The organism is Nocardia jiangsuensis (assembly GCF_042650385.1).
GTDB classification, from domain to species: domain Bacteria; phylum Actinomycetota; class Actinomycetes; order Mycobacteriales; family Mycobacteriaceae; genus Nocardia; species Nocardia jiangsuensis.
This window is the reverse complement of record NZ_JBHSAX010000033.1, coordinates 318,874-332,857: the sequence shown is the minus strand read 5'-3', so window position 1 is coordinate 332,857 and position 13,984 is coordinate 318,874. Positions and strand designations below refer to the sequence as shown.

Genomic DNA, 13,984 nt, shown 5'->3' with positions numbered 1-13,984 from the left:
GTAGGCTGTACCCATGACGGCAGGAACGACGACCGAGCAGGGCTCAGACGTCCGCGAGGCGGTGCACGCGGCCGCGCGCCGGGCCCGGGTCGCCTCGCGCACGCTGGCGCTGCTCACCACGGCGCAGAAGAACGAGGCGCTGCACGCCGCCGCCGACGCGCTGCTCGCCGCCGCCGACACCGTGCTCGCCGCCAACGCCGAGGACCTGCTGGCCGCCCAGTCCGCGGGCACCGCCGATTCCCTGCTCGACCGGCTCCGGCTCACCAAGTCCAGGATCGACGGCATCGCCTCCGGTCTGCGCCAGGTCGCCGGACTGGCCGATCCGGTCGGCGAGGTGGTGCGCGGCTCGACGCTGCCGAACGGCCTGGAGATCCGGCAGCTGCGGGTGCCGCTCGGCGTGGTCGGCATGGTCTACGAGGCCCGCCCGAACGTCACCGTCGACGCCTTCGGGCTGGCGCTGAAGTCCGGGAACGCGGCGCTGCTGCGCGGCTCCTCCTCGGCGGCGCACTCGAACGCCGCGCTGGTCGAGGTGCTGCGCGCGGCGCTGACCGGGCTCGGCATCCCGGCCGACGCGGTGCAGCTGCTGCCGAGCGCCGACCGCTCCAGCGTGACCCACCTGATCCAGGCCCGCGGCCTGGTCGACGTGGTGATCCCGCGCGGCGGCGCCGGGCTCATCTCGGCCGTCGTGCGCGACGCGACCGTGCCGACCATCGAGACCGGCACCGGCAACTGCCACGTCTACGTGCACTCCGCCGCCGACCTCGAGATGGCCGAGGCCGTTCTGATCAACGCCAAGACCCGCAGGCCGAGCGTGTGCAATGCCGCCGAGACGGTGCTGATCGACGCGGCCGTCGCGGAGACGGCGGTGCCCCGGCTCACCGAGGCGCTGCGCGGCGCGGGCGTCACCATCCACGGCGACCTGCCCGGGCTGGTCCCGGCCACCGACACCGACTGGGGCGAGGAGTACCTCACCCTGGACATCGCGCTCAAGGTCGTCGACGATCTGGACGCCGCGGTCGAGCACATCAACACCTGGGGCACCGGGCACACCGAGGCCATCGTGACCGCCGACCTGGCAGCCGCCCGCGCCTTCAGCGCCAGGGTGGACGCCGCCGCCGTCATGGTGAACGCCTCCACCGCCTTCACCGACGGCGAGCAGTTCGGCTTCGGCGCGGAGATCGGCATCTCCACCCAGAAGCTGCACGCCCGCGGCCCGATGGCGCTGCCCGAGCTCACCTCCACCAAGTGGATCGTCTGGGGCGACGGCCAGATCCGGCCGGTCTGACCCCGAATCGAAAGGACGGCACGGTGGGTATCACCGACGTACAGGAACCCGTGTTCGGCTCGGTCGAGGACGTGATCGATCGCCTCGCGGAGACCGGCTACCTCGCCGACAAGGGCACCGCCACCTCGGTCTTCCTCGCCGATCGGCTGGGCAAGCCACTGCTGGTCGAGGGCCCCGCCGGGGTCGGTAAGACCGAGCTGGCGCGCGCGGTCGCGCAGACCAGCGGCGCCGAGCTGGTCCGGCTGCAGTGCTACGAGGGCGTGGACGAGGCGCGGGCGCTCTACGAGTGGAACCACGCCAAGCAGATCCTGCGCATCCAGGCCTCCTCGGAGAACGACTGGGCCGAAACCAAGGCCGACGTCTTCACCGAGGAGTTCCTGCTCTCCCGGCCGCTGCTCACCGCCATCCGGCGCACCGAGCCGACCGTGCTGCTGATCGACGAGACCGACAAGGCCGACGTCGAGATCGAGGGGCTGCTGCTGGAGGTGCTCAGCGATTTCGCGGTCACGGTGCCGGAGCTCGGCACCATCACCGCCGCCCGCAAGCCGTTCGTCCTGCTGACCTCGAACGCCACCCGCGAGCTCTCCGAGGCGCTCAAGCGACGCTGCCTCTACCTGCACCTCGACTTCCCGGACGAGGAGCTGGAGCGGCGCATCCTGGCCAGCCGGGTGCCCGAGCTGGCCCCGGCCGTCGCGGCGCAGCTGGTGCGGGTCGTGCACGTGCTGCGCGGCATGCAGCTCAAGAAGCTGCCGTCGGTGGCCGAGTCCATCGACTGGGGCCGCACCCTGCTCGCGCTCGGCATGACCGACCTGGACGACAATGTCGTGCGCTCCACGCTCGGCGTCGTGCTCAAGCACCGCAGTGACCACGAGCGGGCCCTGAACGAGCTGAAGCTGGCCTGACCGTGGCCGAGCAGCCCACCCTGCACGCGCCGCACGGCATCCCCGGTCACCTCGTCGGCTTCGTGGAGGCGCTGCGCACCAGGGGAATCCCGGTCGGCCCTTCGGAGACCGTCGACGCGGGCCGGGTGCTCACCGTGCTCGACCTGATGGATCGCGAGGTGCTGCGCGAAGGGCTGGCCTGCGCCCTGCTGCGCCGCACCACGCACCGGACCACCTTCGACGGTCTCTTCGACCTGTGGTTCCCGGTCGCGCTCGGCGAGCGCGGCAACTGGGCCGACGACATCGAGATCCCGCGCACCCCGGACGGCCGGGTCGACATTCCCGAATTGCGCGCCATGCTCGCCGAGCTGCTCGCCCAGGAGAGCCCGGGGCCCGAGCTGCAGCAGCTCATCGGGCAGCTGGTCGAGCAGATGGGGCAGTACCAATCCGCGCGCGGGCCGTCGTTCTCGGCGTACCAGGCGCTGCGCGACGTCCAGCCGCAGACGCTGCTGGCGAAGATCCTGGCCGCGCTCGGGCTGCCCGCTGACGCCAGCGACTTCGACACCGAGGTGGCGCGCAGGCAGGCCAGGCAGCGGATCGAGGGTTTCCGGGCCGGCGTCGAGGCGGAGACAAGGCGCCGGGTCGCCGAGCGGATCGGCCGCGAGCGGGTCGCGAGCTACGGCGTGGCCAGGCAGGCCGAGGACGTCGACTTCCTGCGCGCCTCCGAGCGCGAGCTGGCCGAGCTGCGCCGCAGCACCCAGCGGCTGGCCCGGATTCTGGCCAGCAGGCTCGCGGCCAGGCGCAGGCACGCCAAGCGCGGTGAGATCGATCTGCGCCGCACGCTGCGCAAGTCCATGTCCACCGGCGGCGTGCCGATCGACCTGGTGAACCGCAAGCCCAGGCCCGGCCGGCCGGACCTGGTGCTGCTCTGCGACGTCTCCGGCTCGGTGGCCGGGTTCAGCAACTTCACGCTGCTGCTGGTGAGCGCGCTGCGCGAGCAGTTCTCCCGGGTCCGGATCTTCGCCTTCGTGGACCAGGTGGACGAGGTCACCCGGTTCTTCGACCCGCACACCCAGCTCGACGAGTCGCTGACCCGGATCTTCGCCGAGGCCGACGTGGTCGGACTGGACGGCCACTCGGACTACGGCGCCGCCCTGAACGGCTTCGCCGACCGCTTCCCCGAGGCCGTCACCAGCCGCAGCTCGCTGCTGATCCTCGGCGACGCCCGCACCAACTACCGCGACCCCCGGCTGGCCACGCTCGCATCGCTGGTGGAAACGGCCAAGCACGCGCACTGGCTGAACCCGGAGGCGACGACGCACTGGGGCTCCGGCGACTCGGCGGCGCGCAAGTACGCCGAGATCATCGAGATGCACGAGTGCCGCTCGGCCAGGCAGCTGACCGAGGTCGTGTCCCGGTTGCTCCCGGTGTGACCGGTTAAGCTCGGCAGCCATGCGGGAAACAGGACGGCCGGCCCGGCGGCTCGGGGTGATGGGCGGCACCTTCGACCCCATCCACCACGGGCACCTCGTCGCGGCGAGTGAGGTCGCCCACCGGTTCGACCTGGACGAAGTGGTCTTCGTCCCGACCGGGCAGCCGTGGCAGAAGGCGGACAAGAAGGTCAGCGCGGCCGAGGACCGGTACCTCATGACCGTCATCGCGACCGCCTCCAACCCGCGCTTCTCGGTGAGCCGGGCCGACATCGACCGCGGCAAGATGACCTACACCGTCGACACCCTGCGCGAGATGCGCGATCGCTTCCCCGACGCCGACCTGTACTTCATCACCGGTGCGGACGCACTGGCCAATATCCTCACGTGGCAGGATTGGGCCGAACTGTTCGAGCTGGCGAAGTTCGTCGGGGTGAGCCGTCCCGGGTACGAGCTCAATGCCGACCACCTGGCGGAGTACCTGCGTGACATGCCCGCCGACGCGGTGACCATGATCGAGGTGCCCGCGCTCGCCATCTCGTCGAGCGAGTGCAGGCGCCGCGCCGCGGAGAACCGTCCGGTCTGGTATCTCGTGCCCGACGGCGTCGTGCAGTACATATCGAAGCGGCACCTGTACGTGCCGAACGGACCGGAAGGTAGCGAATGAGCGCATCGGACGAATCGGTGCAGATGGCGCGGGTCGCCGCGATCGCGGCGGACGAGAAGCTGGCCTCCGATGTGGTGGTGCTCGACGTCTCCGAGCAGCTGGTGATCACGGACTGCTTCGTGATCGCGTCGGCGCCGAACGAGCGTCAGGTCAACGCCATCGTCGACAACATCGAGGAGAAGCTGCGCGACGCCGGGCACAAGCCGGTGCGCCGCGAGGGCACCCGCGAGGGCCGCTGGGCGCTGCTCGACTACATCGACATCGTGGTGCACATCCAGCACAACGACGAGCGGAACTACTACGGCCTGGAGCGGCTCTGGAAGGACTGCCCGACCGTCCCGGTGCCCGGTGTCGGCGCCGACGGCCGCCCCGCCGACACCGCCGCCGGGGCCGCCGAGTGAGCAAGAATGCCGGCGTACGGACGCTGATCCTGCTGCGGCACGGCCAGACCGAGTGGAACGCGGTCGACCGGATGCAGGGCCAGATCGACACCGACCTCACCGAGCTCGGCAGACATCAGGCCAAAGAGGCCGCCCGCGAACTCACTTCGCGCAACGCCATCGCCATCCACTCCTCCGACCTGCGCCGCGCCAGGGATACCGCGCAGGCGCTCGGCGACAGCACCGGGCTGCCGGTCACGCTGGACCCGCGGCTGCGCGAGACCAGCCTCGGCATCTGGGAGGGGCTCACCCACATCGACGTCGACCGGGACTACCCGGGCGCCAGGGTGGCCTGGCGGATGGACGCCACCTACACCCCGCCCGGCGGCGAGAGCAAGCTCGAGGTCGGCGCCCGCTCGCTGCCGCTGGTGCACGAGCTGTACCGGGAGCGCGACGACTGGCCGGGCCGGGCCGTCTTCCTGGTGGCGCACGGCGGGCTGATCGCCGCGCTCACCGCCGCGCTGCTCGACCTGCCGCCGCAGAACTGGCCGATCCTGGGCGGGCTGGCCAACACCAGCTGGGTGCAGCTCAGCGCGCACGGTCCGAGCTTCGAGCGGCCAGGGTGGCGGCTGGATGTGTGGAACGCGGCGGCGAAGGTGGCGCCGGATGTCCTCTGAGGCCGGGGGTCCGGCTGCCGCCGCGGGCAAGCCGACGCTGCTGGTGATCGCGGATTCGCTGGCGTACTTCGGGCCGAGGGGCGGGCTCTCCGCCGACCATCCGCGGATCTGGCCGAATCTCGTCGCGGCCGAGCTGGGCTGGGACGTCGAGCTGGTCGGCCGGATCGGCTGGACCTGCCGCGACGCCTACTGGGCGCTGATCGGCGACCCCCGGGTCTGGGCCGCGGTCCCGCGCGCGGGCGCGGTGATCTTCGCGACCGCGGGCATGGACTCGCTGCCATCGCCGCTGCCGACCGCGCTGCGCGAACTCATCCGCTACGTCCGCCCGCCCGCGCTGCGGCGCCGGGTGCGCGACGCCTACAACGCGGCCCAGCCGCACCTCGCCAAGCTGGGCAGACCGGTCGCGCTGCCGCCGCGGGTGAGCGTGGACTACCTGGAGCAGGCAAGGGAGGCGCTCGCCGGGCTGCGCCCCGAGCTGCCGATGATCGGCGTGCTGCCCTCGGTGCACGTCTGCGAGGCGTACGGCAAGGTGCACACCGGGCGCGAGCCCATGGTGCGCGCGCTCACCGAGTGGTCCGCGCGCAGCAACGTCCCACTGGTCGACCTCGGGGCGGCGGTGCGGGAGAACGTGTTCTCCGGCGCGGGCAACCCGGACGGCATCCACTGGGGCTGGGCCGGGCACGCCGCGGTCGCGGAATCCATGCTGAAGGTGCTGGCGGCGCAGCCCGGGCTCGCCGCGGAGAGCCTGCGGGAGGGCCGGTAGACCGTGGCCGTCGTGGTCGTCACCGATTCGTCCGCCTCCCTGCCCGCCGACCTGGTCGCCGAACTCGGGATCGTCGTCGTCCCGCTGCACGTCCTCTCCGGTGACCGCACCATCAGGGAGGGCATCGACCCGATCGACCTCGACTACGGCTCCGACGACGTCAGCACCTCCGCCGCCTCGCCCGGCGAGCTGCGCGCGGTCTACGAGCGCGCGCTGGAGCGCAGCGCGGGCGCCGGGGTGGTCGCCGTGCACCTCTCCCAGCAGCTCTCCGCCACCTGGGAGGCGGGCAGGCAGGCCATCGCCGAGCTCGGAACGGCGCGCATCCGGCTCGTCGACTCGCTCGGCGCGGGGCTGGCCACCGGGCTCCCGGTGCTGGCCGCCGCCCGCCGGGCCGTCGCGGGGGACGGGCTGGACGCGGTGCACGGGGCCGCCGTCGCCGCCGCGAGCCGGTCGCGCACCTTCTTCCTGGTGAACCGCACGGAGCAGTTGCGCCGGGGTGGCCGGCTCAGCACCGCGGCCTCGTTCTTCGGCAGTGAGCTGGTCACGAAGCCGCTGCTGCAGATCGTCGAGGGGCGGTTGGAGCTGCGCGAGAAGGTGCGGACCAAGTCCAAGGCGTACAGCCGGCTGGTCGCCGCTGCCGTCGATGCGGTCGGGGACGAGCCCGCGGCGGTCGGGGTGCAGCATTTGGGTGCGGCCGATGCCGCGGCGACGGTCACAGCTCAGCTGCGCGAGAGGTTGCCGGACTTGAACGAACTCGTGCAAGCCGAGTTCGGGCCCGCCCTGGCTGTGCATCTCGGGCTCGGAGCGGTGGGGATCGTCGTCCTTCCCGGTGGTTGCGGCGGCTGAGGAACGCGCCTTCCGCGCAGGGCCGGTGGTTTCCGCGCGGGGCTCGTCGGCCCGTGCACGTGCTGTGCCCAGCGCGGATTCCCGCGCCGAAGGGGGCCTCCGTGCGGCAGGACCCGCATGCCGAGGGGAACCCGCGTCAGCGCGGAGCGAGCCCGTGGCGCAGCAGGTGCCAGGCCCGCTGCGCGATCTCGCCCCGTGCCGACGGATCCGACTCCGAGAGCACATTCGCCAGCATGGCGACCGCGAGCACGACATCGGCGGCATCCAGCGCCGAGTCGAGATCCCCCCGCTGCGCCGGATCAGCCAGTTTCTTCGCGATCAACGCGTCGAAGCGCTCCGCCACCGCCAGCAGCCGCGGCTCACTCCCGGTCGGCCGCAGCATCGCCACGAACGCCGCCGACGCGGTGATCTGCTCGACGATCACCTCCAGCACCGTGTCGACCCGCGTCTCCGGATCGGCCGCCAGCGCCTCCACCTCCGCGATGTTCTCGTCGAAGACCGCGAGCGCGATCGCGTCCCGGCTCGGGAAGTGCCGGTAGAGTACCCCCTGCCCGACCCCGGCGGTCCGCGCGATCGAGCTCAGCGGCGCGTCGAATCCACTGCTGGCGAACACTTTCCGGGCCGCGGCGATGAGCGCGGCACGATTGTCCGCGGCGGCGCGCGGGCCCCTGTTGACCCGCCCGGGTGAAGTCATCCGCTCACTCTAGCGAGCCCGGACAGCGCAGTCCGGTCGGCGGGCCCGGTCTGATTCGTCCCGTTCGGTGAATGCCCTGATCCGGACATCGATAGACCTGCCGTCGGCCGTCACCATCGCCACGTAGGCTGCGGGCGTTCGTTGATCGGCGGGGAGGAAGCACGTGCTCATCTGGGGCTGGCAACGCCAGGTACTGACGCTGGCCGTACTCGCGGCCTTCTGCGGCGCCTGCCGCAATGCGGGCCCGCACGGTCTGCGCAGACTGGTCACGAAGTTCACCCTGTTCTTCGTCCCGCTCTTCCCGATCAGCAGCCGCACCTACCTGGAGTGCCCGGTCTGCGGGGTGCAGTCGCCGGTGCCATCCGCCGACGTCCCGAACCTGGTCGCCCAGGCGAATCAGCCGCCCGTGCCCGGGCAGCTCATCCACACCGTGCCGCCCGGCGTTCAGCAGCCGATGGCGCCCCAGCAGGGCTGGCCGCAGGCCGCACCGGCGCAGCAGAACTGGCAGCAGCCTGTACCGGCGCAGCAGAACTGGCAGCAGGCGGCTCCGTCCCAGCAAGCCTGGCAGCAGTCAGCGCCCACTCAGCAGGTCGCGCCTCAGCAAGGCCGGCCTTCTGCCCCTCCGCCGCAGCAAGGCTGGTAGCAGGGCCTCTGCTGCAACGGGCTTGCGGGGGCCCGGCATCAGTTCAGCAGCAGCCGGGTGACGCGCGCCGACCACGGGCGCGCTGGGAGCGCGCCTGTCAGTCCGGTGCCCACCGCGCTAACCGAGCGCTATCCAGTACCGGCGGGCCGGACCGAGCTCGGTGTCCCGTACCGACTCTAGCACCCCACCCGCCTTCTCGATGGTCCGCGCCGACGCCACGTTCCCGTCCGCGCAGAGCAACAGCACCTGCCCCATCCCACGCTCCCGCGCGACGTCGAGCATGTGCGCGAGTGCCCAACCGGCGACCCCGCGCCGCCGCGCCGACGGCCGCACCCCATAACCGATGTGCCCCGCCCGCAGCACCGCATCGCTCATCCCGTACCGCAGCGCGATCCCCCCGAGCACCTCCCCGTCCTCGACGATCCAGCGATGCGCGCACCGCCCGGACTCCGCCTGCAACCGCCGCACCCACTCCGCGAACCCGGCCGCCGACTCGACCTCGTCGTCGGCCCGCAACCCGAACCCGTCCTCGTGCACCCCCGGCCCCCACTCCCGGTGCGCCACCAGCCAGGCAGCGTGCAGGGAGGCGATGGGCGCGATCAGCTCGGACATGTGCGCGCCCTGCTCACGCCAGCACCCGTGCGGCGGCCTCCGGCGCGTACACCGCGAACGCCTCGATCAGCTCGTGAATGCCGCCTGGAACTTCCTCGGTGCGGGCGGCGTGCCGCGCCACATCCCATTCGTTGGCAATGGTGAGTATCGCGAAATCGGCGAGATCGCTGCCGTCCAGCTCGATGACCTCGCCGGTGAAGCGGTCGGTGAGCGGCAGCGGTCGGGCGCCGAGGCGCGCGTACGTCGACCGGCGTTCGCAGGAGCAGTATCGGTAGACAAGATTTTCCGCGTCCGTGCCGATCGCCCGGCGCAGCCGGTCCCGCCGGTGCGGCGGCAACAGCCGGTGTGGCCGGCCGTCGGTGCCGTAGGCGGCGTGGCACAGAGCTGCGAGCCGGAGCCGTGGGCTCGCCCCCCACTCGCTGACCAGCGTGTGCACGCGGCGGAGGTGGTCGAGCACGGTGCCGCCGGGATGAGCGATCGCGTCGGCGCCCAGTTCACGAAGAAGATGCGACGCGGGCCAATCGACGGCCGGTTCGATCGCCTCGGCCAGGCGCACCGGCTGGTCGCGGGCTATCAGGTGCCCGGCCGTAGGTACGCGGAGCACGGTCACCTGCGGCCCGGCCCGGCGCAAACCTTCGACATCGGCGTCGGTGAGCACCGAGCCGTCGCCGCCGCGGACCAGCAGAATCGGGGTGTCGATCTTCCCGAGTACGGGGAGATGGGCGAGGATGTCCTCGACGAGTTCGGCATGCGGTCCGAGACGGCTCGCGAGAAATCGCCTGATCCGATCCGGCTCGAGATTCGGCACCACATCCACCAGCACAAGCCCCGAAACGTGTTTGCGCACCGCGGGATCGGCGAGTGCGGCGATGGCCGCGAGCCCGCCGAGTGAGGCGCCTACCACCACGCATCCGGGTTCGGTCGCGATCAAGGCGGCGACATCGTCCGCGCACTCCGCGAGTGTCCGCGCGGTTCCACCGCTCTCGCCGTGCCCGCGTTGATCGAACGCCACGCATCGGAACCCGGCATCGGTCAGTACCGCTGTCACCGGCCGCCACACCTGTCTGCGTTCGCCGCCGGCGTGCAGGAGCAGCACGGTGGGGCCGTCTCCGGCCGCCTCTCCGCGCAGCACCCCGCCGGGCCGGACGAGCATCTGCTCCATGGAGTCCGCCATGACAACCCCTCTCCCCGCATTCGACGCTAGAGCTCGCGCGGGCGCTGATCAAGCTGGATCAGAAGGGGATCTGCACCTCGTTCGCCGCCTTATCCGAACGGAGCCCCCGCCAGCTCGGGTGCCGGAGCCCGGAGGAACTCGCTTCGCGGAACTCGATGTCGCCCACGAGGACGGGCTCGACCCAGTGCACGCCGGGGACCGCCGCGGGGGCCGGAATTCGGTCGAGCGGGACCGAATCGCGGGCCAAGTCGTCGAGCCGCCCCTGCAGGGTTCGCCGCACCGCGGCGGTGAACCCGGTTCCCACATTGCCGATGTGCACCAGCCGCCCACTGTCGTCGTGCGCCGCCAACACCAGGGAACCGAAGGTCCCGGTGAACCGGCCGCTCCCCGGCAACCATCCGGCGACGATCGCCTCGGTACTGCGCCGCAGCGGCGTCTTGATCCAGGCGGGCGAGCGCCGCCCCGGCTGATACGTCGAGTCGAGCCGCTTGCACACGATGCCCTCGAGGTGGTGCTGTGCCGCCACCTCGAGCAGCGCCGCCGGCCGCACCCCGGTCCAGAACGGTGGCACCGGCACCAGCTCCCCGGCCAGCCCGAGTGTGGTCAGATCGTCCCTGCGCTGGGTGTACGGCCTGCCGAGCAGCGATTCCCCGTCGAGTTCGAGCACGTCGAAGACGATGAACTCGACGGGGTAGGCGGCGAGCAGCCCCGGCGTCGGCGTGACCACGTGCATCCGATGCTGCAACCGCCCGAACGACGGTGCCCCGGTCGCCGGATCGGGCGCGACGATCTCCCCGTCCAGCACCAGCGGAACGTCCGGAGCCAGGGCGGCGAGCGCCTCCCCGAGCTCGGGGTACGAGCGCGAGATATCTCTGGCATTTCTGCTGGTGAACCGGCAATTTCCGGCCTCGATCCGGACGATGGCGCGGACCCCGTCCCACTTCATCTCGACCGCCCAGCGCGCGGCGTCGTCCGGTGGCCGTCCGGAGACGGCCAACATCGGCGCCGGGTTCGCCACCATGGATTCAGCATACTTCTGGCAAACGGCCGGATGGAGGACTCGTTCCCCGAATTGTCCCCAACCCCGCCGCCATCCACAGGGCAGGAGAAAGCCCAGTTCGATGCCGATGGGCAGGCGGCGCCCCGACCTAGCGTCGGCCCCATGTCACGACACGAGGAGCACGACCGCATCCGCAGACGCCTCAGCGTCCTCACCGCCCCCGACGCCGGGGCGTCCGCCGACGGCCCCGTCCGGGTTCCGCTGCCGATGAACGCACTCGATCGGGCGGGGAAGCGGCCCGCTGTCGCCGATCCCCGCTGGTCCGACAAGACCGAGCAACTCGACGCCAGGCGCAGGCTCGGCCGCTGGCGTGAGACCGCGCCGTGGCCCGCCGACCGGGACACCGAACCCGAGGACGAGGAGCCGGAACAGCCGCGCGGCAGCCGCCGCGCCCGCGGGGACGAACCCAGGCCCCGCGCGGGCGAGCCCCGGCCGGGCGAGGGCGAAGCCCGCCTCCGCTGGGGTGAGCCCCGCCCTCGCAGCACCGACCCCGACGATTCCGACGCCATCGGCGAGCCCGACTGGCTGCACGGCCAGGCTGCCCCGCTGCGCTGGTACGAACGCCTGCTGCCCGCCCGCTTCGCCGCGGCGCGCGTCGGTGTCACCCGCCGCGCGGCGGCGGCACTCGCCCTGATCGGCCTGGTGGCCGTCGTGATCTCCGGCTACGCCGTCTGGCGCGACCGCCCGGTGATCAGCCAGGCGGCACCGGTACCGGCCGTGCGCATGGCCGCGGCGGCCCCGAGCAGCCAGGGCCCGGAGCCAGCGCGCAACGAAGTCGCCCCCACCCACGAGAGCCAGGGCGAGCTGGTGGTGAGCGTCGTCGGTCTGGTGCGCCGCGGCGGCCTGCTGCGGCTCGCACCCGGCGCCAGGATCGCCGACGCGCTCGACGCGGCGGGCGGCGCACTCCCCGGCGCCGACCTGCAGGGGCTCAACCTCGCTCAGAAGGTTTCGGACGGCGACCAGATCCTGGTCGGCGCCGCGGATCCCACCGCCCCGCCACGTGCCAGCGGCACCGCGAGCACCGGTAGCGCGGCGGGTGCCCCCGGCTCCGGCCCCACAGCCAGGGGGAAGGTGAATCTCAACACCGCCACCGAAGCCGAACTCGACGCACTGCCCGGTGTCGGCCCGGTCACCGCCCGCGCCATCGTGGCCTGGCGGGCCGGTAACGGCAGGTTCAGCGATCTCGAGCAACTCGGCGATGTCGAGGGCATCGGCCCGGCGCGCCTGGCCAAACTCCGCGACCTGGTGACGCTGTGAGCGGGCAGCGGCCGCCGGGGAACCCGGTCACCACCCTCTCCGGCTACTGGCCGATCGTCCGCCCGGAGGAACCGCCCGCGCCGGAGCCGCGCGCACTGGACGCCCGCCTGGTCCCGGCGGCCGTGCTCTGCTGGCTGGCGACCATCGTGGCCATCACCGCGGGCTGGATCACCGGTCTCGTCCTCGCGGTACTGCTCGTCGGCACCGCCTGCGGGCTCTGGATCTGGCTGCTGCGCGGCGGTGTGCGGCGCTCCGGCCGGTGGGGGGTCCCGGTGTGGGGAATGGTGGCCGCGCTGCTGCTCGGCACCGGCTTCGCGACCGCCGCTGCCTGGCGGGAGCAGCGGGTGGCCGCACATCCGCTGCGTGCTCTGCCGGACCGGGCGTCGGTGCAGGTGTACGCGGTGCCGACGAACGACCCGAAACCGGTGCGCGGCAGATCCTTCGGCGATCAGCGGCGCTGGGTGGTGCGCGCCGACCTGGTCGAGTACCGGCACGCCGGAAAGCGGGTGCGGGCGGGCGGGGTCGTCACCATCCTGGCCGGCGGCGACGAATGGGCTCGGATCACACCGGGCGGGCTACTCCGCTTCCGAGCCCGGCCGATGCTGCCGCAGACGAGCGACCTCACGGTCGCGGTCCTCCGCGCGAACGCCCCACCCGTGCAGCTGGAACAGCCACCCTGGTGGCAGCGCGCGGCGATGCCGGTCCGCGGCTCGCTCACCGAAGCCGCACGGCGAGTGCTCGGCCGCGATGCCGCGGGCGTGCTACCCGCGCTGGTGCTCGGCGACACCTCCGGGCTCACCGATGGGGTGCGGGACGATTTCGCCACCGCCGGGCTGCAACACCTGTGCGTGGTGAGCGGCGCCAACGTCACCATCGTGCTGACCGCGGTGCTCGCACTCTGCCGAACCCTGACCCTCCCGCCCACCGCCTGCGCCGGCACCGCCGCACTGGCGCTACTGCTCTTCGTGGTGATCGCCCGGCCCGACCCGAGCGTCCTGCGCGCCGCCGCCATGGGCGCGGTGACAGTGCTCGCACTGCTGACCGGGCGGCGCAGACAGGCACTGCCCGCCCTGTGCGGTGCGGTGATCCTGCTGCTGGCGGTATGGCCCGCACTGGCGGTCAGCATCGGCTTCGCGCTCTCCGTCCTCGCCACCGCCGCCCTGATCCTCATCGCCCCCGGCTGGGCCGCCGCACTTCGCGGCCACGGCTGGCGGCGGGCACCCGCTGAGATCGTTGCCGTCTCGGCCGCCGCCTTCGCGGTCACTACGCCGCTGGTCATTGCGGTCACCGGCAAGCTGAGCCTGGTCGCGGTACTTGCCAACGTGCTCGTAGCGCCGGTGATCGCCGCCATCACCGTGCTCGGCGCGCTCGCCGCCACCATCGCCTGGGCCTGGGCACTCCCGGCCGAGCTGCTGCTCCGCCCCGCCGCCGTCCCACTCTGGTGGCTGCTCGAGGTCGCCGAGCACACCGCCCGGCTACCCGGCGCCACCGTCACCGTCCCCGGCGGCGCTCTCACCGGAACCCTCGCGGCCGCGGCGCTTCTCGGATCCGCGCTCGGGCTCCGTGTTCGCGCTGCGCGCCGGAGAATCCGGGCCGAAACGGGGCCGTGACCCCT

The 13,984-nt window shown here is 72.5% G+C and carries 15 protein-coding genes; 11 read left to right on the top strand and 4 right to left on the bottom strand.

Features of this window, described 5'->3' with window-relative positions; translation table 11 throughout:
* Positions 1–13: 13 nt before the first annotated feature.
* From ACFO0B_RS30175 to ACFO0B_RS30140, 8 genes are read left to right on the top strand one after another with little or no spacing between them, the layout of a single operon-like run.
* Positions 14–1,285, top strand: coding sequence for a glutamate-5-semialdehyde dehydrogenase (locus tag ACFO0B_RS30175; protein ID WP_378616844.1), 1,272 nt, complete (start codon positions 14–16; stop codon positions 1,283–1,285).
* Between the two features lie 23 nt (positions 1,286–1,308).
* Complete coding sequence (locus ACFO0B_RS30170; protein WP_378616842.1) at positions 1,309–2,187, top strand: AAA family ATPase; 879 nt, start codon at positions 1,309–1,311, stop codon at positions 2,185–2,187.
* A gap of 2 nt (positions 2,188–2,189) precedes the next feature.
* Entirely contained in the window at positions 2,190–3,599 is a 1,410-nt protein-coding gene (locus ACFO0B_RS30165) for a vWA domain-containing protein (protein WP_378616840.1), read from the top strand.
* A 19-nt stretch (positions 3,600–3,618) separates the two neighbouring features.
* The gene (gene nadD / locus ACFO0B_RS30160; protein ID WP_378616838.1) at positions 3,619–4,263 is read left to right on the top strand and encodes a nicotinate-nucleotide adenylyltransferase; all 645 of its coding nucleotides are present in this window, start codon (positions 3,619–3,621) and stop codon (positions 4,261–4,263) included.
* Positions 4,260–4,664, top strand: coding sequence for a ribosome silencing factor (gene rsfS, locus ACFO0B_RS30155; protein WP_378616836.1), 405 nt, complete (start codon positions 4,260–4,262; stop codon positions 4,662–4,664). Before nadD ends, rsfS begins: the two co-directional genes overlap by 4 nt.
* Positions 4,661–5,320, top strand: coding sequence for a histidine phosphatase family protein (locus ACFO0B_RS30150; RefSeq protein ID WP_378616834.1), 660 nt, complete (start codon positions 4,661–4,663; stop codon positions 5,318–5,320). The genes rsfS and ACFO0B_RS30150 overlap by 4 nt, the downstream gene beginning before the upstream one ends.
* Positions 5,310–6,083 carry a diglucosylglycerate octanoyltransferase gene (gene octT, locus ACFO0B_RS30145; RefSeq protein WP_378616832.1) on the top strand — a complete coding sequence of 258 codons (774 nt, stop codon included), beginning with the start codon at positions 5,310–5,312 and terminating at the stop codon, positions 6,081–6,083. Before ACFO0B_RS30150 ends, octT begins: the two co-directional genes overlap by 11 nt.
* A 3-nt stretch (positions 6,084–6,086) precedes the next feature.
* Positions 6,087–6,929 carry a DegV family protein gene (locus ACFO0B_RS30140; protein ID WP_378616830.1) on the top strand — a complete coding sequence of 281 codons (843 nt, stop codon included), beginning with the start codon at positions 6,087–6,089 and terminating at the stop codon, positions 6,927–6,929.
* Between the two features lie 136 nt (positions 6,930–7,065).
* Here ACFO0B_RS30140 and ACFO0B_RS30135 read toward each other — a convergent pair whose 3' ends face one another.
* Positions 7,066–7,623, bottom strand: coding sequence for a TetR/AcrR family transcriptional regulator (locus ACFO0B_RS30135; protein ID WP_378616828.1), 558 nt, complete (start codon positions 7,621–7,623; stop codon positions 7,066–7,068).
* Positions 7,624–7,786: 163 nt separating this feature from the next.
* Here ACFO0B_RS30135 and ACFO0B_RS30130 point away from each other — a divergent pair, with 163 nt between their 5' ends.
* Positions 7,787–8,266 (top strand): hypothetical protein, encoded by a 480-nt coding sequence (locus ACFO0B_RS30130; RefSeq protein WP_378616826.1) that lies wholly within the window; start codon positions 7,787–7,789, stop codon positions 8,264–8,266.
* Positions 8,267–8,383: 117 nt separating this feature from the next.
* On the opposite strand, the gene ACFO0B_RS30125 is transcribed toward ACFO0B_RS30130, so the two are convergent.
* The 3 genes from ACFO0B_RS30125 to ligD form a co-directional block, all read right to left on the bottom strand.
* Positions 8,384–8,878, bottom strand: coding sequence for a GNAT family N-acetyltransferase (locus ACFO0B_RS30125; RefSeq protein WP_378616824.1), 495 nt, complete (start codon positions 8,876–8,878; stop codon positions 8,384–8,386).
* Positions 8,879–8,891: 13 nt separating this feature from the next.
* Entirely contained in the window at positions 8,892–9,974 is a 1,083-nt protein-coding gene (locus ACFO0B_RS30120; protein WP_378616822.1) for an alpha/beta fold hydrolase, read from the bottom strand.
* A gap of 136 nt (positions 9,975–10,110) precedes the next feature.
* On the bottom strand, positions 10,111–11,073 hold the full coding sequence (gene ligD, locus ACFO0B_RS30115) for a non-homologous end-joining DNA ligase (protein ID WP_378616820.1): 963 nt from the start codon (positions 11,071–11,073) through the stop codon (positions 10,111–10,113).
* Between the two features lie 546 nt (positions 11,074–11,619).
* Here ligD and ACFO0B_RS31585 point away from each other — a divergent pair.
* The gene (locus ACFO0B_RS31585; RefSeq protein ID WP_449289811.1) at positions 11,620–12,369 is read left to right on the top strand and encodes a ComEA family DNA-binding protein; all 750 of its coding nucleotides are present in this window, start codon (positions 11,620–11,622) and stop codon (positions 12,367–12,369) included.
* A complete protein-coding gene (locus tag ACFO0B_RS30105) occupies positions 12,366–13,979 on the top strand; it encodes a ComEC/Rec2 family competence protein (protein WP_378616816.1) in 1,614 nt (537 codons plus the stop codon). Before ACFO0B_RS31585 ends, ACFO0B_RS30105 begins: the two co-directional genes overlap by 4 nt.
* The last annotated feature ends 5 nt before the right edge of the window (positions 13,980–13,984 follow it).